The sequence below is a fragment of the Promicromonospora sp. NPDC110617 genome (assembly GCF_055598465.1).
The window spans coordinates 1,063,760-1,086,558 of record NZ_JBVKBM010000001.1; the positions used below are offsets into that span (position 1 = coordinate 1,063,760).

The following is a 22,799-nucleotide window of genomic DNA, read 5'->3' on the forward strand; positions in this document are numbered from 1 at the left end:
GTGAAGATCACGTCGATGACGACCTACGTCCTGCCGCCCCGGTGGCTCTTCCTCAAGATCGAGACCGACGAGGGGATCGTCGGCTGGGGCGAGCCCGTCCTGGAGGGCCGCGCGGCCAGTGTCGCCGCCGCCGTCGAGGAGCTGTCCGACTACCTGATCGGCAAGGACCCCCGCCGGATCGAGGAGCACTGGACCGTGCTCTACCGCTCCGGGTTCTACCGCGGCGGCGGCATCCACATGAGCGCGCTGGCCGGCATCGACCAGGCGCTGTGGGACATCAAGGGCAAGGCGCTCGGCGTGCCCGTGCACGACCTGCTCGGCGGCCGGCTGCGCGACCGGATCAAGGTCTACTCGTGGATCGGCGGTGACCGGCCCGCCGAGACGGCGGCCCAGGCCAGGGACGCCGTCGAGCGCGGCTTCTCCGCGGTCAAGATGAACGGTCCGGAGGAGCTGCAGTACGTCGACTCCCGCGACAAGGTCGAGAAGGTGGTCGCCAACGTGGCGGCGGTGCGCGACGCCGTCGGGCCGAACATCGGGATCGGCGTCGACTTCCACGGGCGGGTGCACCGCCCGATGGCACGCGTGCTGCTCGACGCCCTGGCGCCGTACCACCTGATGTTCGTCGAGGAGCCTGTGCTCTCCGAGCACGTCGACGGCATCGCCGACGTGCTGCGGAACTCGACCACGCCCATCGCGCTCGGCGAGCGGCTGTACTCCCGGTGGGACTTCAAGAACGTCATCACCACGGGCGTGGTCGACATCATCCAGCCTGACCTGTCGCACGCCGGCGGGATCACCGAGGTGCGCAAGATCGCCGCGATGGCCGAGGCCTACGACATCGCCGTCGCTCCGCACTGCCCGCTCGGCCCGATCGCGCTGGCCGCCTGCCTGCAGCTCGACGCCGTCGCGTACAACGCGGTGATCCAGGAGCAGAGCCTGGGCATCCACTACAACACGGCGAACGACCTGCTGGACTACATCGTCGACCCGGGCGTCTTCGCCTACGAGGACGGCTCCGTCGCCATCCCGCAGGGCCCCGGCCTGGGCATCGAGGTGAACGAGGACTACGTGCGGGAGCGCGCCGTGGAGGGGCACCGCTGGCGCAACCCTGTCTGGCGGCACGACGACGGGTCGTTCGCCGAGTGGTGAGGGTGCGACGGCGCCCGCGCCCGACGTGCGGGACGTAACTCCGCCGTGGGGCGCCGGGCCGCCGTCGGGCACTTAGACTTGCCGGGTGTCGTCCACTGCCCCTGAGAACCAGCCGCAGACCCCCCGCCCGGTCATCGTCGTCGACTTCGGCGCGCAGTACGCCCAGCTGATCGCGCGCCGCGTGCGCGAGGCCAAGGTGTACTCGGAGATCGTGCCGCACACCTTCACGGTCGAGCAGATGCTCGCCAAGGACCCGGCGGCCATCATCCTGTCCGGCGGCCCCTCGTCCGTGTACGCGGCCGGCGCCCCGTTCGTGGACCCCAAGCTCTTCGAGGCCGGCGTGCCCGTCATGGGCATCTGCTACGGCTTCCAGGCCATGGCGCAGGCGCTCGGCGGCGAGGTCGCGCAGACCGGGCTGAGCGAGTTCGGCGGCACGGAGGTCGAGGTGTGCGCCTCGGGCGTGCTGCTCGCCGACACCCCCGAGCACCAGACCGCGTGGATGAGCCACGGCGACGCCGTGCACCGCGCGCCGGTCGGCTTCGAGGTGCTCGCGACGTCGGACGGCTCGCCCGTCGCCGCCTTCGAGGACACCCGCCGCCGCCTGTTCGGCGTGCAGTGGCACCCCGAGGTGCGGCACTCGGCGCACGGCCAGACGGTGCTGGAGCACTTCCTCTACGAGGGTGCCGGGCTCAAGCCCGACTGGACCCCCGGCAACGTCATCGCCGACCAGGTCGCCGCCATCAAGGCGCAGATCGGCGACGCCCGCGTGATCTGCGCGCTGTCCGGTGGCGTCGACTCCGCCGTCGCCGCCGCGCTCGTGCAGCAGGCCGTGGGTGACCAGCTCACCTGCGTGCACGTGGACCACGGCCTCATGCGGGCCGGTGAGGTCGAGCAGATCGAGAACGACTTCGTCGCCTCGACCGGCGTCAACCTCGTCATCCGCGACGAGAAGGAGCGGTTCCTGACGGCGCTCGCCGGCGTCAGCGACCCGGAGACCAAGCGCAAGATCATCGGCCGCGAGTTCATCCGGGTGTTCGAGGACGCGCAGCGGGACATCGTGGCCGAGGCCGGCGCGCACGGCGAAGAGGTCAAGTTCCTGGTGCAGGGCACGCTGTACCCCGACGTCGTCGAGTCCGGCGGCGGCGAGGGCGCGGCCAACATCAAGAGCCACCACAACGTGGGCGGCCTGCCCGACGACCTGGACTTCGAGCTGGTCGAGCCCCTGCGCACCCTGTTCAAGGACGAGGTCCGCGCGGTGGGCCGCGAGCTCGGCGTGCCCGAGGAGATCGTCTCGCGCCAGCCGTTCCCCGGCCCGGGCCTGGGCATCCGGATCGTCGGCGAGATCACGGCCGAGCGCCTGGAGATCCTGCGCCGCGCCGACGCGATCGCCCGCGAGGAGCTGACGAAGGCCGGCCTCGACAACGAGATCTGGCAGTGCCCCGTGGTGCTGCTCGCCGACGTCCGCTCGGTGGGGGTCCAGGGCGACGGCCGTACCTACGGCCACCCGATCGTGCTGCGCCCGGTCTCGTCCGAGGACGCGATGACGGCGGACTGGACGCGCCTGCCGTACGACGTGCTGTCGGTCATCTCGACGCGCATCACCAACGAGGTGCGCGAGGTCAACCGCGTGGTGCTCGACGTGACGAGCAAGCCGCCGGGCACCATCGAGTGGGAGTGACGTCCCGCGGCCCCGTCCCTCTTGAGGGGCGGGGCCGCGGTGCTCTCCCGGGTCGGCCGGATCAGCTGAGCTGGCGGAAGAAGGCGCGGATGTCGTCGGTCAGCAGGTCGGGCGCGTCGTGCGCGGCGAAGTGGCTGCCCGTGTCGTAGGTGTTCCAGGACACGATGTTCTTGTGGTCGCGCTCGGCGAACGGCCGGATCGACTGGAAGTCCCAGGCGAAGTTGGCCAGCCCGAGGGGCACCGTGGTGGGCTCGTTCGGCTTGTCGGTGGCGTGGAAGTCCTCGTAGTAGAGGCGGGCCGACGACGCCGCCGTGTTCGTGAGCCAGTAGATCATCGTGTTGGTCAGCACGTAGTCGGGGTCGAGGTTCGCCCCGAGCAGCTGCGCGTTCCAGCCGAGCTGCCCCACGGGCGAGTCGGCGAGCGCGTGCGACAGGGTCTGCGGCGTGGTGGACTGCAGCTTGTCGTAGGCCCCGCCGTTCTCCGTCCACCACCCGAGGAACTCGACCCGCTTCCGGTCGTCCTCGGACAGGCCCTCGAGCTCGGCCGGGTCGCCCGAAGGGAACGAGAAGATTTGCGTCACGTGCACCCCGAGCACGTGGTCCGGGTCGCAGCGACCCACCTCGGGGGAGATCAGCGAGCCGCCGTCGTTGCCGTGCGCGCCGTACCGCTCGTACCCGAGGCGGCTCATCAGCTCGGCCCAGGCCCTGGCGACGCGGTACCGGTCCCAGCCCTGCTCGGTCGTGTGGCCGGAGAAGCCGAACCCGGGCACGGACGGGATCACGAGGTGGAACGCGTCGGCCGGGTCGCCACCGTGGGCCCGCGGGTCGCTCAGCCGGTCGATCACGTCCAGGTACTCGACGACGGTCGTCGGCCAGCCGTGCGTCAGCAGCAGGGGCGTGGCGTCCGGCTCGGGCGACCTGACGTGCAGGAAGTGCACGTTCTGTCGGTCGATCGTCGTGGTGAACTGCGGGTACTGGTTGAGCCTCGCCTCCCACGCACGCCAGTCGTACTCGTCGCGCCACCGCTGGACGAGGCTCTGCAGGTACTCCAGCGGCACGCCGTAGTCGGTGCCGCCGTCGGGCAGCTCGTTGGTCCAGCGCACCCGCGACAGGCGCTGCGTCAGGTCGTCGAGGTCTGCCTGGGGGACGTCGATCCGGAACTCGTGGATGCTCATATGGACAACTCTGCCGACCCATTAGGACGACTTGCTTCCGCATGGTCTGCGAACCTTGAGCAATGTTGGATACCTCGGCCCGCCTCCTCCGACTGCTCTCCCTCCTGCAGCTTCCGCGCGGATGGACGGGCGTGGAGCTCGCCGAGCGGCTGGGGGTGAGCGGGCGGACCGTTCGCACCGACGTGCAGCGCCTGCGCAGTCTCGGCTACCCGGTCGTAGCCACCCGTGGGAACGTCGGCGGCTACCGCCTCGGCGCCGGCGCCGACGTCCCGCCGCTGCTCCTCGACGACGACGAGGCGGTAGCCGTCGCGGTCGGTCTCCGGACCGCGACCGACGGCGCCGTCGCGGGCATCGAGGAGTCGTCGCTGCGGGCGCTGGCCAAGCTGGAGCAGGTGCTGCCCAACCGGTTGCGACGCCGGGTCAACACCCTGCAGAGCTACACGGTGCCGGTTCCTGGCGACGCGGGAGGGCCGAGCGTCGACACCTCGGTCCTGACGACGCTGACCGCGGTCTGCCGCGACCAGGAGCGGCTCCGCTTCGACTACGAGGACCATGCGGGCGCGGCCGCCGTGCGCACCGTCGAGCCCTACCGCCTGGTCAGCTGGGGCCGACGTTGGTACCTGTTCGCCTGGGACGTCGAACGCGACGACTGGCGGACGTTCCGCGTCGACCGGATGCGGCCGCGCGTCCCGACCGGGCCCCGGTTCACGCCGCGCGACCTGCCCGACGACGTCGCCGCATACGTGTCGGGCCGGGTGTCCGCCGCCGCCTGGCGGTATCGGTCCCAGGTCACCGTCCACGCACCGGCCGAGGTCGTCGCCGCCCGAATCAGCCCGGCGGTGGGGACCGTCGAACCCGTCGACGAGCACACGTGCACGCTGCACACCGGCGCTGACACGGTCGAGACCCTCGGCGTCTACCTCGGCCTGCTGGGGGAGGACTTCGACGTGACCGGGCCGCCGGAGCTCGTCACACATCTGCGCGGGCTCGCCGGCCGCTACACCCGGGCGACACCGCCCGTCGAGCCGTAGCTGCCCGGCCGTGGCCGTCGGGTCGTGGACCCGCAGCCCGTCGTCAGCCCACCAGGCGCGCCCAGGTCAGCCCGATCGCGGTGCCGAACAGCAGGTACGGGCCGAACGCGATGCCCGACTTCCAGCCGGCGCGCCGGCCGAGCAGCAGCACGATCGCGACCAGGCCGGCCACGAGGTGCGCGGCGAAGACGCCGACCAGCAGCGTGGTCCACGAGTGCCACGTCAGGAACGCACCCAGGCTCAGCGAGAGCTTGACGTCGCCGTACCCGATCCCGCCGCTCGGGGACACGACGTACAGCACCTGGTAGAGCGCGAAGAACGCGAGCCCGCCCAGCACCGCGCGGCCGAGGTCGCCCCACGACCCGGTGCCGAGAGCTGCCACCGCGAGCAAGGCCGCCGTCGCCCAGGTCAGGGGGAACACCAGCGCGTCGGGCAGCCGGTGGGTGTGGGCGTCGATCACCCCGAGGGCCGCGCCCGCGACCGCGAGCACCAGGTAGGCGGGTGTGAGCCAGCCCGGCCCGCTCGCCCAGACGGCCCACACCGCGGCGATCAGGGCGACGACGCCGATGCTCCGCGGCCAGGGCGCCACCTCGGCCCGCGCCCGCCGGTAGTGCCGGACGCCGAAGGGTTCGACCGGGCTCGTCGGGGCCGGTTCGGAGGGACTCACCCGGGGAGGCTATCGGCGCCCCCGCGCCGCCGCAGCCCCACTCCGGGCGATCGTGGGGCGACTGGGCGCGGGTGGCGTCGCGGCGGTTGCCCGCCATCCCCTTTGAGGCCCGGGTTTCTTCGCTTTGCGGCTCTCGAAAGAGGAGAAAGCCGGGCCTCAAAGGGGAGGACGTCCGGCCCGACGTCGCGGCACGACGACGGCCCGCCGACGATCGCCCGACGACGACGGCACGACGGCCGAGCCGCGTCATGCCCGCGCCAGCGTCGCCGCCTCCGCGTAGACCCGGTCCGTCGTGGCCAGGACGTCCGGCCAGTCCACACCCGCCGGCGGCGTCGCCGCGGCCACCAGGAGCCCGTCGAGCAGGCCGGGTTCGGCCGCGAGCCGCACGAGCGCGGCGGTCAGCGCCACGTCGTCGGGCACCAGGAGGCCGGTCGCGCCGTCGACCACGCGCTCGGCCAGGCCCGACCGGGAGTGGGCGATCACGGTCAGCCCTGCGGCCTGTCCCTCCAGCGCGGCGATCCCGAAGGCCTCGTCGGAGGAGGGCGCGGCGTACACGTCGGCGCGCGCGTACAGGCGCTTGAGCTCGGTGGCGGTGAGGCGGCCGGGCAGGGAGACGATGTCGCGCAGGCCGTGCTCCGCGACGAACCTCCGGGCGGCGGCGCGTTCCGGGCCGTCGCCGGCGAGCGTCACGAACAGCGCGCCCTCGGGGAGCCGGTCCACGGCGTCGGCGATCGCGGCCAGCAGCGGGAGCATGCGCTTGCGGGGGGCGAACCGCGCGGCGGACACCACGTGCACGGCCGCGCCCTCGGGCCGGTCCGCGCGTTCGGTGCGCGGCACCCGCCAGGCGGCGAGGTCGAGGCCGTTGGGCAGGATCGCGACGTCGGCCCCGGGCCGCAGCAGCCGGCGCAGGGGCTCCGCCGTCATCCCGCTGACCGCCGACCAGCGCACGGGCCAGCGGGACCAGCCCGCCGCGGCGTCGGCGGCGGCGAAGAGGCGCGACGCGTTGCCCCAGACGCTGTGCACGGTCAGTACCGCGGGCAGCCCCAGCCGGGTCACGGGCCGCAGCGCGGCCTGCGCGGTGGGGGCGAGCACCCCCATGTGCAGGTGTACGACGTCGGGTCGCTCGCCCCGGTCGATCGCCGCCCGCAGGCGGGCGGTCACGTGCGCGGTGGAGCGCGGGTGGATCGGCCAGCCGCCCGGGATGCGCGCCGCGATCCGGTGCACGACGACGCCGTCCTCGACGGCGGTGCTCACCCCGTGCGCCCCGGGCGCCGCGGGGGTGGTCGTGACGACCTCGACGTCGTGCCCCGCCGCGACCTGCTGCGCGGCCAGGCGGCTCACCTGGGACTCGATCCCGCCCAGCAGCGGAAGGTAGGTGTCGGACACGTGGGTGATGCGCACGCCCGCCATCCTCGCACCGGCGGGCCTCCTGCCTGGTGCCACGCCGCGCGCGGCGGAGAGTCCGTACTTAGCGTTGCAGGATGAGCGACTACACGAAAGTCCCCGTCAAAGGGGTCAAGGGTGCTGGTGTGTTCGTCATCGTCGCCGCGATCATCATGATCGTGGCGGGGATCGCCGTGTGGATTCTCGTCGCGACGCAGCTCTCGGCCGAGAAGATCACCGTCTCCGACGACTCCACGTTCATGGGTGGCGTCTTCGCAGGTCAGCAGGTGCAGGGACCGCTCACGGCCTACGCCCAGGCGGACATCATCAACCACCATGCCCTCGAGGCGTCCGGCGGGGCGACCTACGCCGAGCTGGAACAGGACGACCCCGTCCGCGACACCGTGATGGACGCGTCGTTCCTGCGTGCGTCGCTGTTCACCTCGGTGGTCGCGTTCGGGGTCTGTGCCCTGGTGGTCGGGCTAGGGATCGTCCTGGGCGTGATCGGGGGAGCACTGCAGAGACTGGCCCGGACCCCCTAGCGCCGTCGGACGCTGGAGATCACGGAACCGGCGACGAGGATCACACCCGCGGCGCCGAGCAGCACGATCAGGGCCACGCCCAGGTCGAACACCACGCCGGCCGCCACCGCGAGGATGCCCAGCCCGACCGCGATCACGATCAGGCCCCACACGGCCGTCCCCACGCGCGGGCCGCGCTTGGGGGCGGCCGGCGGCACCGGCTGGACCGCCTGGGTGGGGCGGGCTGGCGCGGGCTGCGCCGCGGCCGGGCCGCTGCCCGACGGCGGAGGCGTCGCCCCCGGCACCGAGGTCGCCCCGGGTGCCGGCTCGCGCAGGGGCGCGAGGGGGTCGGAGTCGTCCCGCACGGGGGCGTCGTGCACCTCCGCCGCCGCGGCCTCCGCCTCGACCCGCGCCGCGGCGATGCCGTAGGCGGGGTGCACCTCGCCCTCCGGTGCCGCGGCCTCGGGCACGCGCCCGGTGTCGTCCAGCATGATCTGCTGGGTCGGCGGGGTGGCCTGGGCCGGCAGCACCTCGGTGGTGTCCGGGTCGTTCGTGGTCTTCTGGTCCATGTTCTCGCTCGTGTCCTGGCCCTCGGGCCCGCCGGGGATCTCGCTCGGGTTCTTCCGGTCGTTCGTCTGGTCGGTCATGGCGTGCTCCCTCAGTTGCTCTCGGAGACGATGACCTCGCCCGCGCCGGCCTCGATGTCGAGGCTCAGCACGGCGCCCTCGTCGCCGACTTCGTCACTGGCGAAGTAGTTGTCGGAACCGACGCCGCTCGTGGAGCGGTCCTGGTCGTCGACGTTCCACTGGACGACCCCGGCGGCGACGTAGGCGTTCGCCTCGACCGCGACGTCCTTCGGCACGATCACGGAGGTCTGGCCCGCGCCGAGCTGGATGGGCACGACGACCGGGTCGCCGGGCTCGACCCGGGACAGGTTGAGCTCCGACAGGTCGATGGTCGGGTCGCCCCACTGCACGAAGAAGCCGTTCTCGGCCTCGCGCAGCGTCTGGACGCCGATCGTGCCCTCGGTGATGGTGGCGGCGTCCGGGTTGTCGTTGTCGGTGATGATGCCCTCGATCTCCTGCCCGCTCACCACGGCGTCGTCCACCCACTCGCGAGTGGAGGTGCCGGCGACGGCCACGTACGTGACGCCGAACAGCAGGGCGACGATCGCGAAGAAGCCGAGCACGCCGCTGGTGCGGCCGCGCAGGCCCGAGACGAGGATCGCGATCCCGAGCGCCACGGTGCCGAGCCCCAGCCAGGCGGCCAGGAACCCCACGCCGCCGTCGACCAGGTAGCTGCCGGCGTCCAGGCGGTGGGCCGCCAGGAGCAGCGCCCCCGCCAGCAGGATCACGCCCAGCGTGATGCCGACGGCGGTGCCGCCCGGGCCGCGCGAGGTCCGCACCGGGGGCGCGGTGTAGACGGGCTGCGGCGGGTGCGTCGCGGACGGGGCCGGCCGGTACGGGGACTGCAGCGACTGACCCTGGTGCCGGGGACCGGCGCCGGTCGCGTAGACCAGGCCCTCGGTGCGGCGGTAGTCCACCTGCGGCGCCGGCGTGAACGGGGCGGTGGTGCCGGACGGCGCCCCGGGGGCCGGGGTGCCCGGCGTCGGGGTGCCGGGCGTGGGCGCGCCCGGTGCCGGCGTACCGGTCGGTGCCCCCTGGGCGCCGGGGAAGGTGCCCTGGCTCCGGGCCACGTTGTTGTCCCGCGCCCGCTGGACGCCCTGGACGATGAGGTAGAGCGTCACGCCCAGGACCGCCAGCCAGAAGAGGATGACGAGCCAGTGCCAGCCGCCGTCGTCCCACCAGCCCAGCGGGCCGCCCCACGAGAAGCCGATGAGGAACACGGCAACGGCGCCGAGCATGGCGACGTCGAAGTTGCCGCGGATGGCCTCCTGCAGGTGGATGCGGCCGTCGCGCTCCGGGAGCAGCGCCCAGCCCACGCCGTACAGGATGAGCCCGAGGCCGCCGAGGAAGAAGCTGACGATCAGCAGGCCGCGGACCAGCAGCGGGTCCCAGCCGATGCGCTCGGCGAGGCCGCCGGCGACGCCGCCCACCCAGCGCTGGTCGGAACGCGGGAACAGGCCGCGGCGGATCGAGGCGAAGAAGCCCGTCTCCGGGTACGGCCGCTGTCCGGGGGCGGCGGGGGCAGGGCCGGCGCTCGGGTCGGCGGCTGCGTCGGGTGCGGGGGTGGACGCGGGGTCCACAGGGTCCGGGCCGACAGACCTGGCGTCGGCCGGGCCACCCGGTTCTCTCGTGGCGTCCTCGGGACGCGTCTCGTCGGTGCTCATGACATCCATGCTTGTCGACCGGCGGCGGATCCGGCATCGGGACCTGCCCTGAACCGACCCTGGTTACCCCCGCGCGAGACCCTGAGATCCCGGCTCAGCCATGTTCAGGGGACCGGGGACATGTGACGATCAGGGTGTGAACCAAAGACTCACCCTCCGCAGGCCCGGCAAGGCCGGGCCGGGACACAGCGGCCGCTGGCTGGCCGGCGTGGCCGCCGGCCTGGCCGCGCACACCGGCCTGCCGGTGTGGCTGGTCCGGATCGCGTTCGTCGTGCTCAGCGGCTTCGCCGGGGCCGGGGTGGTCGCCTACGTCTTCTGGTGGGTGACGATCCCCGCCGGCGTCCCGACCGTGCCCGTCGCCGCGGTGCCCACCGACCGCGCCCGGCTCGCGCCGCGCCTGACCACCGACGCGGACGCCGACGCCGGCGCGCAGGAGCGCAACGCCGCCTCCCTCGCGGAGCGCATGCGCCTGTCCGGGCCGGTCTCCCGGCTCGCGGCGCGCGACATCTGGCTCGGCGTGGCCCTGCTGTCGGGCGCGGCGCTGCTCGTCGCGTACCGCGCGGGCTGGGACCCGGTCGCATCCTGGGTGCTGCCCGCCCTCATCGGCCTCGGCGGCGTGGCCCTCGCCTGGAGCCAGATCGACGCGACCGACCGCGACCGCTGGGTCGGCGGGTCGGGCACCGGCTCGCTCCTGCGCTCGCGGACGGCGCTGCTGCGGCTGGCCGGCGGCGTGGTGCTGACCATGCTCGGCGTGCTGATGCTCGTGGGCCAGGACACCCCCTTGACGGTGCTGATGCAGGCCACCGTCGCCTCGATCGCCATGGTGGCGGGCCTCGTGCTGGTCTCGGTGCCCTGGTGGATCCGGCTCGTCCGGCAGCTCGGCGACGAGCGCGCCGCCCGCGCGCGGGAGTCCGAGCGCGCCGACATCGCCGCCCACCTGCACGACTCGGTGCTCCAGACCCTCGCCCTGATCCGGGCGCAGGCGAACGACCCCGAGGCCGTGTCCCGGATGGCCCGCGCCCAGGAGCGCGAGCTGCGCGGCTGGCTCTACGACGACCGGCAGGAGCCGGGCACGTCCGTGGCCGCCGAGCTGAAGGACCTGGTCGCCGAGATCGAGGACGCCGTGGCGCCGCTCACCGTCGAGACCGTCGTCGTGGGCGACTGTCCGCCCACCGAGTGCACCGCCGCGCTGCTGCAGGCCGCGCGCGAGGCGATGCTCAACGCGTTCAAGCACGGCAAGCCGCCGGTGTCGGTGTACCTGGAGGTCTCCGACCACGTGGCCGAGGTGTTCGTCCGCGACCGCGGCGACGGGTTCGACCTCGACGAGATCGCGGTCGACCGGTTCGGCGTCCGCGAGTCGATCCTCGGGCGGGTGCGTCGGCGTGGCGGCACCGCCGAGGTCGTCAGCCGGGAAGGATGGGGCACGGAGGTGCGGCTGCGGATGCCGCTGGAGAAGCCCGCGAACGGCGAACGCCGTCCGGCGAACGGCGACCGCAAGCCGGCCAACGGCGACCGCAAGCCTGCGAACGGTGACCGGAAGCCCGCGAACGGCGAGAAGAAGACCGAGAAGAACGGCAGGGCGCGGGCGGCGACGGCCCCCGACGCCGTGCCCACCGAAGCGGAAGGTGCGACGAGATGACAACCCAGGCGACGGCGTCGGGCGGCGGGCTGGTGCCGCTCCCGGTACCGGTGGTGCTCGTGGACGACCACCACCTGTTCCGCACGGGGGTGCGCGCCTCGCTGGACGACCGCGTGACCGTGGTCGGCGAGGCCTCCGACGTCGACACCGCCGTGGCGCAGGTGCACGAGCACCGCCCGCCCGTGGTGCTGCTCGACGTGCACCTGCCCGGCGGGAACGGCGGCGGCGGGGCCGAGGTGGTGCAGCGCTGCGCCGACCTGCTGACGGACGGCGTGCGGTTCCTCGCGCTGTCCGTGTCGGACGCCGCGGAGGACGTCGTCTCGGTGATCCGGGCCGGGGCGCGGGGGTATGTCACCAAGAACATCGCACCGTCGGAGCTGTCGTCCGCGGTGGTGCAGGTGGCTGGCGGCGACGCGGTGTTCTCGCCGCGGCTGGCCGGGTTCGTGCTCGACGCGTTCGGTGCGTCCGCCAACGACATCGCGGTGGCCGACGACGAGCTCGACCGCCTCTCGAAGCGCGAGCAGGAGGTCATGCGGCTCATCGCGCGCGGGTACTCGTACCGCGAGGTGGCGAGCGAGCTGTTCATCTCGATCAAGACGGTCGAGACGCACGTGAGCGCGGTGCTCCGCAAGCTGCAGCTCAGCTCCCGCTATGAGCTGACCCGCTGGGCGGTGGCCCGCCGCCTGCTCTGAGGTTCCGTTGAGTGCTGGGTATTTGTTGGGTTGATGGCCTTCGCGCCACAAATACCCAGCACTCAACGAGTCTGTTGGGCCGGCCAGGCCGGGGACAGGCGGACTACGTCACCGACCACGATGATGGCCGGGGGTTTCACGTCTGCCGCAGCCGCTCGGGCGGCGATCGTGGACAGGGTGCCTACCGTGACGCGTTGGCGGGGGCCGTAGCCGTCCTCGACCACGGCGGCCGGGGTGTCGGCGGGGCGGTCCTCGGTGATGAGAGCCGCCGCCGTGTCGGCCAGGTGGGTCACGCCCATCAGGAGGACGAGGGTGTGGTCGGGGCTGCCCGGCACCTGCGCGGCGCCGTCGTGCCCGGTCAGGACGCTGAAGCCGCGGGCGACGCCGCGGTGGGTCACCGGGATGCCGACCGCCGCCGGCACGGAGACCGCCGACGTCACGCCCGGGACCACCTCGACCTCGATCCCCGCCGCGCGGCACTCGGCAAGCTCCTCGCCACCGCGGCCGAAGACGTACGGGTCGCCGCCCTTGAGGCGGACGACGTCGCGGCCGGCCTGCGCGTGCTGGACCAGCAGCGCGTTGATCTCGTGCTGCGGCACGGGGTGGTTGCCGCTCGTCTTGCCGACGTCGATCACCTCGACCTCCGGCGCGAGCTCGTCGAGGAGGGCGCGGGGGCCGAGCCGGTCGACGACGACGACGTCGGCCTGGGCCAGGACGCTCCGGCCCCAGGCCGTGATGAGCCCCGTGTCGCCGGGGCCGCCGCCGACGAGCCAGACCCGGCCGAGGGCTGCGGGGGTTGAGTCTGTCGAAACCGGGGTCTCGACAGGCTCGACCTGCGAGGTGGGGGTCTCGACAGGCTCGACCGGCGAGGCGGGGGTCTCGACAGGCTCGACCGGCGAGGTGCGTGGGCGCTGCCGCCGCAGCGGGAGCGCACCCGAGGCCAGCTCCGCGGCGACCGCGTCCCGGATCGCCCGCGCGCGCCGCGGGTCCCGGCCGGCGGTCACCGCGACGGTCACCTCGGCGTCGTCGGTCAGGGTGGTCCGGGCCACAGCCGGAACCCACGCGCTGCCCACGGATGCGTCGCCCGCGGTGACGCAGAAGATCCGGGCGCGCTCGGCGTCGTCGGCCACCCGGGCGTCCACGACGGCGGAACCCGTGGCCGTGTGCGCGAGCCACGCGCCGTCGAGGTCGCCCGCGCGGTACTCGCGCCGGACCCACTGCACGGTGCCGGGCGTCGGCTCACCCGGGGCGTCGAGCACCTCCGACGCGACGGCGATCCCCTGCTCGCCGAGCACGGCGTGCGGCGCGACCACGCGCACCCGCGCTCCGGCGTCGAGCAGGGAGCGGACCCGGCGCGCGGCCACGGGACCGCCGCCGACCACGACGACGAGCCGGCCCGCGACCTTGAGCCCCAGCGGGTAGATGTCAGACATGGAGACCACACTCGTCCTTGTCGCGCCCGGCCCAGCGGCCCGAGCGGGCGTCCTGCCCCGGCAGCGGCCGCGCGGTGCAGGGCTCGCAGCCGACCGACGGGTAGCCGTCGGTCAGGAGCGGGTTCACGATCAGCCCGTGCCGGGCCGCGTATTCCGCGACCTGGTCGTCCGTCCACGCCGCGATCGGGTTGATCTTCACCACGCCGTTGCGCTCGTCCCAGGACACGAGCGGCGCGTTGGCCCGCGCAGCCGTCTCCTCGCGGCGCACGCCGGTGGCCCACGCCTCGTAGCCCTCCAGCGCCTTCTTCATGGGCGCGACCTTGCGCATCGCGCAGCAGGCCTCGGGGTCGGTGTCGTGCAGCCGGGGCCCGTAGGCGGCGTCCTGCTCGGCCACGGTCAGCTCGGGGCGCACGTCCACGACGTTCACGTCCAGCTCGATCTCGACGGCGCCCCGGGTGCCCAGGGTCTCCGCGAAGTGGTAGCCCGTGTCGCCGAACAGCACGTCGACGAACGGGAGCTGCTGCGCCACCAGGTGCGACAGCACGGTGTCCTGCATCGAGGAGGCCACCGCCAGGTATGGCCCGAACTCGCGCACGGCCCAGGCGATGACGGCCTCGGCGTCCGCCTCGGGGTTGCCCGTCGAGGCGTGCAGCTGGGCCTGCCCGCGCTCCACGACGGCCCGCAGCTCCTCCGGCGTCCGACGGCGGCGGGTGGTCCGGGCGGCCCGGCGGGCATCACGGGTGCTCTCGCGGGCGGCGGCGCGGGCGCGGACCCGCGCCAGGCGCGGGTTCTCGCCGTGGCCGAGCCCGGAGAGCGCGAGAGAGGAGGCGGGTGCCTCTTCGGTGGCCGTCATCGGAGGGCCTCCTCGTCGGCGCGGTGCGCCCACTGCGCGAACGACTCGTCGCCGTCGTGGTCGGCCTCGTACCGGCGCACGACCCGCTCCACGTAGTCGCCGATGCCGTCGGCGGTCACCTTGAGCCCGCGCACGGTGCGCCCGAGCCCGGCGTCGTCCCGCTCCGTCGAGGCGAGCCCGCCGCCCAGGTGCACCTGGAAGCCGGGCACCTGGTTGCCGTCGTCGTCCATGACGAGCTGGCCCTTGAGGCCGATGTCGGCCGTCTGGATCCGCGCGCACGAGTTGGGGCAGCCGTTGACGTGCAGGCTCAGCGGCTTGAGGTTCGTCAGGTCCCCGAGGCGCTCCTCGAGCTGCGTGATCGCCGCGGCCGACGTCGCCTTGGTCTCGACGATCGCGAGCTTGCAGTACTCGATGCCCGTGCAGGCGATCGTGTTGCGGCGGAACGGGCTCGGGCGGGCCTGCAGGCCCAGCTGGGCCAGGCCGGCGATCATGGGCTCCACCTGCTCCTGCGCGACGTCGAGGACCAGCAGCTTCTGCTGCGGCGTCAGGCGGACGCGGCTGCTGCCGTGCGCCTCGGCGAGGTCGGCGAGAAGGGCGAGGGTCTCGCCCGAGACCCGGCCGACCGTCGGCGCGGCGCCCACGTAGAACCGGCCGTCGTGCTGCTCGTGCACGCCCACGTGATCGCCACGCTCGTCCAGCCCGAGTGAGGCCGGCGACGGCGGGGCGACACCCTCGGGCAGCGCGTAACCCAGGTACTCGTCCTGCAGCACCTGGCGGAACTTCTCGACACCCCAGTCGGCGAGCAGGAACTTCAGGCGCGCCTTGTTGCGCAGCCTGCGGTAGCCGTAGTCGCGGAAGATCCGCACCACGCCGTGCCAGACGTCGGGCGCCTGCTCCTCGGTGACGAACACGCCCAGGCGCTCCGCGAGGCGCGGCGCCGTCGACAGCGCGCCGCCCACCCACAGGTCGTAGCCGATGCCGAGCTCGGGGTGGTCGACGGCGACGAAGGAGATGTCGTTGATCTCGTGCACGACGTCGAGGCTCGGGTGGCCGGTGATGGCCGACTTGAACTTGCGCGGCAGGTTGGCCAGGGCGGGATCGCCGATGAAGCGCTCCTGGATCTGCTCGATCACGGGCGTCGGGTCGATCAGCTCGTCCTTGGCGACGCCCGCCACGGGGCTGCCGAGGATGACGCGGGGCACGTCGCCGCAGGCCTCCGTGGTGCTCAGCCCCACCGCCTCCAGCCGCCGCCAGATCTCCGGCACCGACTCGACCTCGATCCAGTGCAGCTGGAGGTTCTGCCGGTCGGTGATGTCCGCCGACCCGCGGCCGAACTCGGTGCTGATGCCGGCGATGGTGCGGAGCTGCTCGGTGGTCAGGGCGCCACCGTCGATCCGCACGCGCAGCATGAAGAACTTGTCCTCGAGCTCGTGCGGTTCGAGCTGGGCGGTGCGGCCGCCGTCGATCCCGGGCTTGCGCTGCGTGTACAGGCCCCACCAGCGGAACCGGCCGTGCAGGTCGTCGCCGGGGATGGCGTCGAAGCCCTCCTTGGCGTAGATCCGCTCGATGCGGTCGCGGACCTCCAGCGGGGCCGACTCCTGCTTGAACTCCTCGTTGTGGTTCAGCGGAGTGGTGCCGTCGACCTTCCACTGGCCGTTCGGCCGGGCAGGGCGCTTCGACGTCGTGGGCGTGCGCCGGGCAGGGGTGCGGGTCTCGGGCGGGGTGGGGGCCGTGTTCACCATGTGCGGGGTCCTGTTCGGTGCGGGGCGCGCGGGCGTGGAGCGTGCTGGGGGGAGTGGTGCGCGTCGTGCGGGCACAGGTGGCCGGTTCCCGGGGATGACCAGGGACTCAGCGCTGCGGGCCGGCGGCGCGCGCTGACCTTGCAGGGAGCGAGGGGCGCGTCAGGGCTGACAGCTGCGACAGCGGTCGCAGGCACAGGTCGGCATGGCACACATGGGCATCTCGTGACGCGTTGTCACGAGGGAGATGCGCGCTGCCTTGGTCATGGCGAAGACCGTAACTGCGGGTTCGGACGGGTGGAAGACCATGTCCATATAGTGGATGTCTATCGGGTGCATCAATGTTGCCTATGCATTTCCCTACCGAACGAGTCGGGAATTCTGGCCCGACCCTGCGCGGTGATCCAGGGCCGCTGCGGTGCGCAGGCTCGTGAAAATTGTCACTAACGCCCCGGGCGTGCGGTTTTCAGGTGGTTCGGACCCCCGCCGCGGATAGGCTGCCGACCATGGAGTTCCTCTACAACGTCTTCGTGTTCCTGCACTTCGCGAGCTGGGCGCTCGTCTTCGGCGGCTCGATCGCGTCGCTGCGGACCAAGGCCCTCTACAAGGGTGTCTCGCACGGTGCCATGGGAGCCGTCGTCGCGGGCGTCATCATGGTCGGCATCGCCGAGATGGGCGGCCTCTGGGACGACGGCGGCCCGTCGATGGCGAAGATCGGCGTCAAGCTGATCATCGCGCTCGCCGTCGCCGTGCTGGCCGTGATCGCGGTGCGCAAGGGCGAGAACGTGTCGCAGGGCCTCAAGGGCTCCGTGCTCGGGCTCACCCTGGTGAACATCCTGGTCGCGGTGTTCTGGAACTGACGCCGAGCGCGCACCGGGCGGGGCGGCGTCGTCAGCGCGTCGCGACCCAGTCCCGGTGCGCCGCCAGGCTGCGGTCGAACAGCGCGCGCAGGGCGTCGTCGTCGATGCCCTGCAGCCTGATGCCCAACGTCACCAGCCCGTCCCGCCAGTCGTCGTACGCCGTCAGCTCGACCCGCTCCGCGCGCGAGCCGGTCCGCGTGAACTGGCAGCCGCGCAGCGTCTCCGCGGCGTCGGGCAGGCGGCGCTGCACCACCAGCTTGCGGGCGTACGCCCCGCCGTCCGGCGCGGTCAGTCGCCGGTGGGCGGCGTCGGCCTGCTCGGGCGTGAGCGCCTCGTCGAAGAGGTCGACGGCGCCGAAGCTGCCCTGGGCGTCGTGGTGGAACGTCCAGCCGTCGGCGCGCACGTCGAGCACGTAGGTGAACGGGCCCTGCCGGTACTCGCCCGCGACCAGGGGCAGCGGCTCGTGCAGCCCGTCGCCGCAGCCGACGTCGGGCCACCAGACGCCGCCCGGGTTCTCGTCGGCCGGCAAATCGCGCACCGACAGCGCCAGGTGGCCGACGTACACGTCGGCGCGCTCGGCGTCGTCGTCCCAGTTGTGGCCCCACGCCGGGACGACGTCGTAGCCCAGCGCCCGCAGCGCCGTCGTCATGATGCCGTTGTGGTGGAAGCAGTAGCCCGCGTTGCCGCCCGCCGCCACGCGCGCCAGGGTCGACGTCGCGTCGATGGGCGGCGGGTCACCGAGCATGGTGTGCAGGTTCTCGTACGGGATGCGCTCGGCGTGCCGTCGGTGGATCTCGAACAGCGTCCCGACCGTCGCCGGGGGCCGCGCCTCCAGGCCCAGCCGGGCCAGGTAGCCGGCCGCCTCGTGCTTCATGGCGAGCAGGATATCCATCCGATTCAATGTCCGATTTGCACCAGCAGGCTAGGGTGCGGCCGTGGACGTTTGGGCAGAAGTACTCGTCGGTGTCGCAATCCTTGTCGGGCTGATCGGCATCGTCGTGCAGGTGTTGCCCGGCGCCGTGCTCGTGCTGGGCGGGATCCTCGTGTGGGCCATCTTCACGGGCGGTGTCGAGGCGTGGGTCGTGTTCGGCATTGCCGCCGTCGCCATCGCCGTCGCCGAGGTGTTCCAGTGGATCCTCGCCGGCAAGCACATGCGCAAGGCCGAGGTACCCGTGCTGACCCTCGCCGTGGGCGGCATCGCGGGCATCATCGGCTTCTTCGTGGTGCCCGTGATCGGCCTGTTCCTGTTCTTCGTCGCCGCGATCTTCCTGCTGGAGTGGGCACGCCGCAAGGACGTGTCGGCCGCCTGGGGCGCCACCAAGGCCGCCGTCCAGGCCACGCTGATCACGATCGGCGTCCAGCTCGTGGGCTCGCTGATCGCGACGGGCGCGTGGGTGGTCGGCCTCTTCATCACGGGCTGACGCCGGCGGCGTCAGGCGGGCGGCGTCGGGAGGTCGAAGATCAGCAGGGTGCTCGACGCCGTCGCGACGACCGCGCCCGTCGCGTCCCGCACCACGCCCTCCGTGAAGCCCACGCGGGAGCCGGCCTTGACGACCGTGCCCTCGGCGGTGAGCGGCCCGCCGCCGCCTCGCACGGCCTTGACGTAGCTCACCTTGATCTCGATCGAGGTGTAGCCCTTGCCCTGCGGCAGCACCGACTGGATGGCGCAGCCGCACACCGTGTCGAGCAGCGTGCAGAGCACGCCGCCGTGGATCGTGCCGATCGGGTTGTAGCCGGACTCGTCGGGCGTGCACCGGAAGGTCACGCGCCCCTCCTCGACCTCGTCGATGTCGAGGCCGAAGTGGGAGGCGATCGGCGGGGGCGGGATGAGACCGTCACGCATCCGGCGCAGGAACTCGACGCCGGACGTCAGCGGCGCCTCTGCCGCGGTCCGGTGCGGGTCGTACCAGGTCAGGTCCCGGCTGCGCGGTGCGCCCCAGGCCTCGTGCGCGCTCGTGGCCTCGTGCGCGCCGGGCGCGTCGGTCTGCTGTGTTTCGGACATGTTCGCAAGGGTAATGTCCGGGTCATGCAGGCAGCCGACCTTCCCCTGATCCGCACCGTCTCCCGGCCCGCCGTCCACCCGGACGGTACGTGGGCCGTCGTCGCCGTGACCCGGCCCGACCTGGAGGCCGACGCCGTCGTGGGCCAGCTCTGGCGGGTGCCCTTGGTCTCGACAAGCTCGACCAGCGGGGTTCCGGCCTCGACCAGCGGGGCTTCGGCCTCGACCAGCGGGACAGGGGCCGGACCCCGCCGCCTCACCCGCGGCTTCCGCGACACCGAGCCACGCTTCTCGCCCGACGGCGCCCTGGTCGCCTTCCTGCGCGCGCAGCCGCAGGGCGCCCCGCAGCTCTGGGTGCTCCCGGTCGCGGGCGGCGAGGCCGTGCAGGTCACGGACCGCACGCTCGGCGTGAGCGGGTTCCGCTGGTCGCCCGACGGGAAGCAGCTCGCGTTCCTGAGCCGTGAGCCCGAGCCGGGCCGTTACGGCTCGGTCGAGGGCATCGCGCCGGGGGCCGAGGGTCCGCGCCGCATCACGGGGTGGAGCTGGACGCGCAACGGCCTGGGCTACCACCGCGACCGCCCCCAGCACGTGTACCTCGTCGACCTGCCTGACGTCGACGCCGAGCCCGTGGTCCAGCCCGTCGCGACCCCGCAGGGCCCGGCCGAGCCGCGTCCCGTGGTGCCGGAGCCGCGCCGGGTGACCACGGACGACGTCGACCACAGCGGGATCGCCTTCACGCCCGACGGCCGCTCGGTCGCCGTGCTCGCCGAGCGCGAGCAGGGCGCGGGTCAGGTGGGCCGCACAACCCTGCGGGTGCTGCCCCTGGGCGTGGGCGCCGCCGGGGGCGGCTCCGAGGTCGAGCTCGGCACGCTCGGCCCGCAGGCGGTCGCGTTCGGTCCGGGCGGCGAGCTGTACGTGCTCGCCCAGGACCACGGCCCGGAGGGCAAGGACTTCGTGGCCCGCAACGCGGCCCTGTACGTGGTGTCCGCGTGGGCCGACCCGGAGCCCCGCCGGCTCACCGACCCGGAGACGCAGGAGCTGGGTCACGAGCCGGTGCCGCTGGCCGACGGCGGCGTGCTGCTCGTCCTCGCCACCCGCGGCACCCAGCAGGTGGTCAAGGTCGCCGACGACGGCACCACAACCCCGCTGACCAGCGGAGACGTGCTCGTCTCCGATATCGGCGTCGGCGGCGGGACGATCGCCGTCGCGTACGGCGACGCGGGCACCTACGGCGAGGTGGGCGTCGTCGCGGACGGCGAGGTCCACCCCCGGACCGACTTCTCCGCACCGCTGCGCGCGACCGGCGTCGTCACCCCGACCGAGCTGACGGTCACGGGACGTGACGGGTATCCCGTGCACGGCTGGGTCGCGGTGCCCGAGGGGACGGGCACGCACCCGACCCTGCTGATGATCCACGGCGGCCCCTACGCGTCCTACGACGTGCGGCTGTTCGACGAGACGCAGGTGCTGGTCGACGCCGGGTACGCCGTCGTCTACTGCAACCCGCGCGGCTCCGCCGGCTACGGGCAGGCGCACGGCCGCACGATCAAGCAGGCCATGGGCACCGTGGACCTGCACGACGTGCTCGACTTCCTGGACGGGGCGGTCGCCGCGGACGGGCGGCTGGACGGGTCGCGCGTGGGCGTGCTGGGCGGCTCGTACGGCGGGTACCTCACGGCCTGGACCGTCGCGCACGACCACCGGTTCGCGGGCGCGGTCGTGGAGCGCGGGTTCCTGGACCCCGAGCTGTTCTTCGGCACGAGCGACATCGGCTCGTTCTTCGGCCTGGAGTACGTGGGCGAGAAGCCGGAGCAGGTGGCCGCGCAGTCGCCGCAGGCCGTGGCCGGGCAGGTGACGACGCCCACGCTCGTGCTGCACTCCGAGCTGGACCTGCGCTGCCCGCTGTCGCAGGCGGAGCGCTACTACTCGACGCTCAAGGGGAACGGGGTGGAGACGGAGCTGGTGGTCTTCCCCGGTGAGAACCACGAGCTGTCCCGGTCGGGGCGCCCGCGGCACCGGCAGCAGCGGTTCGAGGTCATCCTCGACTGGTGGCGACGGTACCTGCCCGTCGCCTGAGGCGGAGTCCCGGCCGCGCGCGAGGATGCCCGCCACCGTGAGACCGGTGGCGGGCACCCGCGGATGCGCAGTGGTCACGCCTCCTTGCGGGGCACGATCCGGCGTACGGCGGTTCCGGCCGCGACGAGCGCGAACGACGCCAGGACGAGCCACAGCAGGTGGTCGGGGCCCGTGGCGGCCAGGGCTGCCGCGCCGCCGCCTCCGATCGTGCTCAGTGCTGCTCCGTTGTACATGTCACCATCTCCTTTCTCGGTTCATCGCGGAATCCAGATATGCCTTTCCGTGGCAGGCCTGCAGAAAGATGTCGAAAGGCAGCTCGTAAAGTGTCGCGGCGACCATCTGCCTGACCAGTCCTCGGTCGCGCAGAGTGATAACGCGTTCGGCGACGAAAATGCCGGTCAGCGCCAGCCAGAACGGTTGGACGTTGAGCGCTCCGTAGGCCACGAGAGACCAGACGACCGTCGCCAGGTAGGCCGCGGTCACCAGGACTCCCAGCATGGTCACCACCTGCCGCCCCCAGTAGGGCGCGGTGACCCGGGTCAGGCCGTACTGGACGCAGTTCTCGATCGCGCCGCGCTTCCACCGCAGGCGCTGGTTCCAGAGCTCCCGCCACGTCGGCATCACCTCTGTCGTGAGCGTGCAGCCCTGGGGTGACAGGATCGTGTAGCCGAGGTGCAGCAGGGCGAACGAGATCTCGTTGTCCTCCGTCAGCACCGTCGTGTCGTAGACGCCCCCGCGTCCGTCGCCGACCGGGATCTCGTGCGCCAGCCTCGCCGCACGCACGCGCCGCAGCGTGGAGACGCGGAACACCGCGGCGGTGCCGGTCACGACCAGGCACTTCCCCTTCAGACGCCGCACGTCCCGCGCGTAGCGCGCGTACTCGTTGCGCTGCAGGTGACCGACCAGTCCACCGCCGTCCTGCCCCCGGAACACGCCGCCGACGGCCCCGAGCCGGTCGTCGGTGGTGAGGTGGGCGAGCGCGCTCTCGATGAACCTGGGGTCCAGCACGCTGTCGGCGTCCTGCACCAGCACGAAGTCGTCGTCCTCGAGCCGAGGAAGCACGGTGGACAGGGCCTGGTTCAGGGCCCCGGCCTTCTTGTGGCTGTTGCCGACCGTCTCGGTGACGTGGGCGCCGGTGCGCCGGGCGAGGTCGACGGTGTCGTCGGTCGAGTTGTCCGAGACGACCAGGATCTCGTCGGGCGGGCGGGTCTGGCGGCTCAGTGCCGTGACGGTCTCGGTGATGCCCTCTGCCTCGTTGTGCGCCGGGATCAGAACCACGACGCGGGTGAGCCGCGGCGACGCGGCCGGCACGGGACGGGCCGGAGCCGGCCGACGGGCTTCTACGTGGGTCATGACGATGCTCTCCGGGACGAATTTCAACAGGTCGTTCATGAATGACCGCACAGGCGTTTCCGGATGATTACCGGAAGGCGTGTTGCGGGACGCCGTATCCACCATCCCGATTCCCACGGTGGCTCTCTGAATGGCTGTTCCGAGCATGGTTGCCGCGGCTCAAGGCCCAGACGAAGATCCTCAAGAAAGCCTCAAGATCTCTCTTTGACCTCTTGGGCGTCTTGGGAATTCGTAGGTGGTAGAAAGACCCGTGAGCCCGGCG

The 22,799-nt window shown here is 72.8% G+C and carries 21 protein-coding genes; 9 read left to right on the forward strand and 12 right to left on the reverse strand.

Annotation, left to right across the window (positions count from 1 at the left end):
- The first annotated feature begins 15 nt into the window (after positions 1–15).
- A complete protein-coding gene (dgoD, locus tag ACZ7LE_RS04595; protein WP_470402140.1) occupies positions 16–1,149 on the forward strand; it encodes a galactonate dehydratase in 1,134 nt (377 codons plus the stop codon).
- 85 nt (positions 1,150–1,234) lie between these two features.
- Positions 1,235–2,827, forward strand: coding sequence for a glutamine-hydrolyzing GMP synthase (guaA, locus tag ACZ7LE_RS04600; RefSeq protein ID WP_470402141.1), 1,593 nt, complete (start codon positions 1,235–1,237; stop codon positions 2,825–2,827).
- 61 nt (positions 2,828–2,888) lie between these two features.
- Here guaA and ACZ7LE_RS04605 read toward each other — a convergent pair whose 3' ends face one another.
- Positions 2,889–4,001, reverse strand: coding sequence for an epoxide hydrolase family protein (locus tag ACZ7LE_RS04605; protein WP_470402142.1), 1,113 nt, complete (start codon positions 3,999–4,001; stop codon positions 2,889–2,891).
- Positions 4,002–4,063: 62 nt separating this feature from the next.
- Here ACZ7LE_RS04605 and ACZ7LE_RS04610 point away from each other — a divergent pair, with 62 nt between their 5' ends.
- Complete coding sequence (locus ACZ7LE_RS04610) at positions 4,064–5,032, forward strand: helix-turn-helix transcriptional regulator (RefSeq protein ID WP_470402143.1); 969 nt, start codon at positions 4,064–4,066, stop codon at positions 5,030–5,032.
- Between the two features lie 43 nt (positions 5,033–5,075).
- On the opposite strand, the gene ACZ7LE_RS04615 is transcribed toward ACZ7LE_RS04610, so the two are convergent.
- Positions 5,076–5,699: a prepilin peptidase gene (locus ACZ7LE_RS04615; protein WP_470402144.1), complete on the reverse strand. Its 624-nt coding sequence runs from the start codon at positions 5,697–5,699 to the stop codon at positions 5,076–5,078.
- Positions 5,700–5,945: 246 nt separating this feature from the next.
- A complete protein-coding gene (locus ACZ7LE_RS04620) occupies positions 5,946–7,100 on the reverse strand; it encodes a glycosyltransferase family 4 protein (protein ID WP_470402145.1) in 1,155 nt (384 codons plus the stop codon).
- Between the two features lie 80 nt (positions 7,101–7,180).
- Between ACZ7LE_RS04620 and ACZ7LE_RS04625 the strand changes: the two genes are divergently transcribed.
- A complete protein-coding gene (locus ACZ7LE_RS04625; RefSeq protein WP_470402146.1) occupies positions 7,181–7,624 on the forward strand; it encodes an aromatic ring-opening dioxygenase LigA in 444 nt (147 codons plus the stop codon).
- On the opposite strand, the gene ACZ7LE_RS04630 is transcribed toward ACZ7LE_RS04625, so the two are convergent.
- Together ACZ7LE_RS04630 and ACZ7LE_RS04635 are read right to left on the reverse strand one after the other, a co-directional pair.
- Positions 7,621–8,250: a hypothetical protein gene (locus tag ACZ7LE_RS04630; RefSeq protein ID WP_470402147.1), complete on the reverse strand. Its 630-nt coding sequence runs from the start codon at positions 8,248–8,250 to the stop codon at positions 7,621–7,623. The two genes, ACZ7LE_RS04625 and ACZ7LE_RS04630, sit on opposite strands and share 4 nt — an antisense overlap.
- Positions 8,251–8,261: 11 nt before the next feature.
- Entirely contained in the window at positions 8,262–9,893 is a 1,632-nt protein-coding gene (locus tag ACZ7LE_RS04635) for a PspC domain-containing protein (protein WP_470402148.1), read from the reverse strand.
- 136 nt (positions 9,894–10,029) lie between these two features.
- Between ACZ7LE_RS04635 and ACZ7LE_RS04640 the strand changes: the two genes are divergently transcribed.
- The gene (locus ACZ7LE_RS04640) at positions 10,030–11,532 is read left to right on the forward strand and encodes an ATP-binding protein (RefSeq protein ID WP_470402149.1); all 1,503 of its coding nucleotides are present in this window, start codon (positions 10,030–10,032) and stop codon (positions 11,530–11,532) included.
- On the forward strand, positions 11,529–12,224 hold the full coding sequence (locus tag ACZ7LE_RS04645; RefSeq protein ID WP_285101140.1) for a LuxR C-terminal-related transcriptional regulator: 696 nt from the start codon (positions 11,529–11,531) through the stop codon (positions 12,222–12,224). Before ACZ7LE_RS04640 ends, ACZ7LE_RS04645 begins: the two co-directional genes overlap by 4 nt.
- A 62-nt stretch (positions 12,225–12,286) precedes the next feature.
- Here ACZ7LE_RS04645 and cobA read toward each other — a convergent pair whose 3' ends face one another.
- The 3 genes from cobA to ACZ7LE_RS04660 are packed head-to-tail and all read right to left on the reverse strand — an operon-like array spanning position 12,287 to position 16,252.
- A complete protein-coding gene (gene cobA / locus ACZ7LE_RS04650) occupies positions 12,287–13,657 on the reverse strand; it encodes a uroporphyrinogen-III C-methyltransferase (protein ID WP_470402150.1) in 1,371 nt (456 codons plus the stop codon).
- Positions 13,650–14,510 carry a phosphoadenylyl-sulfate reductase gene (locus ACZ7LE_RS04655; RefSeq protein ID WP_470402151.1) on the reverse strand — a complete coding sequence of 287 codons (861 nt, stop codon included), beginning with the start codon at positions 14,508–14,510 and terminating at the stop codon, positions 13,650–13,652. Before ACZ7LE_RS04655 ends, cobA begins: the two co-directional genes overlap by 8 nt.
- Positions 14,507–16,252 carry a nitrite/sulfite reductase gene (locus ACZ7LE_RS04660; RefSeq protein WP_470402152.1) on the reverse strand — a complete coding sequence of 582 codons (1,746 nt, stop codon included), beginning with the start codon at positions 16,250–16,252 and terminating at the stop codon, positions 14,507–14,509. The genes ACZ7LE_RS04655 and ACZ7LE_RS04660 overlap by 4 nt, the downstream gene beginning before the upstream one ends.
- 503 nt (positions 16,253–16,755) lie before the next feature.
- Between ACZ7LE_RS04660 and ACZ7LE_RS04665 the strand changes: the two genes are divergently transcribed.
- Positions 16,756–17,109 carry a hypothetical protein gene (locus ACZ7LE_RS04665; protein WP_397410417.1) on the forward strand — a complete coding sequence of 118 codons (354 nt, stop codon included), beginning with the start codon at positions 16,756–16,758 and terminating at the stop codon, positions 17,107–17,109.
- A gap of 31 nt (positions 17,110–17,140) precedes the next feature.
- Here ACZ7LE_RS04665 and ACZ7LE_RS04670 read toward each other — a convergent pair whose 3' ends face one another.
- Entirely contained in the window at positions 17,141–18,001 is an 861-nt protein-coding gene (locus ACZ7LE_RS04670) for an arylamine N-acetyltransferase family protein (protein WP_470402153.1), read from the reverse strand.
- Between the two features lie 43 nt (positions 18,002–18,044).
- On the opposite strand from ACZ7LE_RS04670, the gene ACZ7LE_RS04675 reads away from it, so the two are divergent.
- The gene (locus ACZ7LE_RS04675) at positions 18,045–18,530 is read left to right on the forward strand and encodes a DUF456 domain-containing protein (protein ID WP_285101150.1); all 486 of its coding nucleotides are present in this window, start codon (positions 18,045–18,047) and stop codon (positions 18,528–18,530) included.
- An 11-nt stretch (positions 18,531–18,541) separates the two neighbouring features.
- Here the strand turns inward: ACZ7LE_RS04675 and ACZ7LE_RS04680 are convergent, their stop codons facing one another.
- Complete coding sequence (locus ACZ7LE_RS04680) at positions 18,542–19,111, reverse strand: PaaI family thioesterase (RefSeq protein WP_470402154.1); 570 nt, start codon at positions 19,109–19,111, stop codon at positions 18,542–18,544.
- Positions 19,112–19,135: 24 nt separating this feature from the next.
- Here ACZ7LE_RS04680 and ACZ7LE_RS04685 point away from each other — a divergent pair, with 24 nt between their 5' ends.
- Complete coding sequence (locus tag ACZ7LE_RS04685; RefSeq protein ID WP_470402155.1) at positions 19,136–21,184, forward strand: S9 family peptidase; 2,049 nt, start codon at positions 19,136–19,138, stop codon at positions 21,182–21,184.
- A gap of 74 nt (positions 21,185–21,258) precedes the next feature.
- Here the strand turns inward: ACZ7LE_RS04685 and ACZ7LE_RS04690 are convergent, their stop codons facing one another.
- Complete coding sequence (locus ACZ7LE_RS04690; protein ID WP_470402156.1) at positions 21,259–21,417, reverse strand: hypothetical protein; 159 nt, start codon at positions 21,415–21,417, stop codon at positions 21,259–21,261.
- Position 21,418: 1 nt separating this feature from the next.
- Positions 21,419–22,684, reverse strand: coding sequence for a glycosyltransferase family 2 protein (locus tag ACZ7LE_RS04695; protein ID WP_470402157.1), 1,266 nt, complete (start codon positions 22,682–22,684; stop codon positions 21,419–21,421).
- Positions 22,685–22,799: the final 115 nt, after the last annotated feature.

Bases quoted from the DNA above. Each gene is read 5' to 3' on its own strand.
- ACZ7LE_RS04655 (WP_470402151.1), bottom strand. From the start codon at position 14,510: ATGACGGCCACCGAAGAGGCACCCGCCTCCTCTCTCGCGCTCTCCGGG.
- ACZ7LE_RS04630 (WP_470402147.1), bottom strand. From the start codon at position 8,250: ATGACCGACCAGACGAACGACCGGAAGAACCCGAGCGAGATCCCCGGC.
- ACZ7LE_RS04685 (WP_470402155.1), top strand. From the start codon at position 19,136: ATGCAGGCAGCCGACCTTCCCCTGATCCGCACCGTCTCCCGGCCCGCC.
- ACZ7LE_RS04625 (WP_470402146.1), top strand. From the start codon at position 7,181: ATGAGCGACTACACGAAAGTCCCCGTCAAAGGGGTCAAGGGTGCTGGT.
- ACZ7LE_RS04605 (WP_470402142.1), bottom strand. From the start codon at position 4,001: ATGAGCATCCACGAGTTCCGGATCGACGTCCCCCAGGCAGACCTCGAC.
- ACZ7LE_RS04635 (WP_470402148.1), bottom strand. From the start codon at position 9,893: ATGAGCACCGACGAGACGCGTCCCGAGGACGCCACGAGAGAACCGGGT.
- ACZ7LE_RS04670 (WP_470402153.1), bottom strand. From the start codon at position 18,001: ATGGATATCCTGCTCGCCATGAAGCACGAGGCGGCCGGCTACCTGGCC.
- cobA (WP_470402150.1), bottom strand. From the start codon at position 13,657: ATGTCTGACATCTACCCGCTGGGGCTCAAGGTCGCGGGCCGGCTCGTC.
- ACZ7LE_RS04695 (WP_470402157.1), bottom strand. From the start codon at position 22,684: ATGCTCGGAACAGCCATTCAGAGAGCCACCGTGGGAATCGGGATGGTG.
- ACZ7LE_RS04645 (WP_285101140.1), top strand. From the start codon at position 11,529: ATGACAACCCAGGCGACGGCGTCGGGCGGCGGGCTGGTGCCGCTCCCG.
- dgoD (WP_470402140.1), top strand. From the start codon at position 16: ATGACGACCTACGTCCTGCCGCCCCGGTGGCTCTTCCTCAAGATCGAG.
- ACZ7LE_RS04680 (WP_470402154.1), bottom strand. From the start codon at position 19,111: ATGTCCGAAACACAGCAGACCGACGCGCCCGGCGCGCACGAGGCCACG.
- ACZ7LE_RS04665 (WP_397410417.1), top strand. From the start codon at position 16,756: ATGGAGTTCCTCTACAACGTCTTCGTGTTCCTGCACTTCGCGAGCTGG.
- ACZ7LE_RS04660 (WP_470402152.1), bottom strand. From the start codon at position 16,252: ATGGTGAACACGGCCCCCACCCCGCCCGAGACCCGCACCCCTGCCCGG.
- ACZ7LE_RS04610 (WP_470402143.1), top strand. From the start codon at position 4,064: ATGTTGGATACCTCGGCCCGCCTCCTCCGACTGCTCTCCCTCCTGCAG.
- ACZ7LE_RS04690 (WP_470402156.1), bottom strand. From the start codon at position 21,417: ATGTACAACGGAGCAGCACTGAGCACGATCGGAGGCGGCGGCGCGGCA.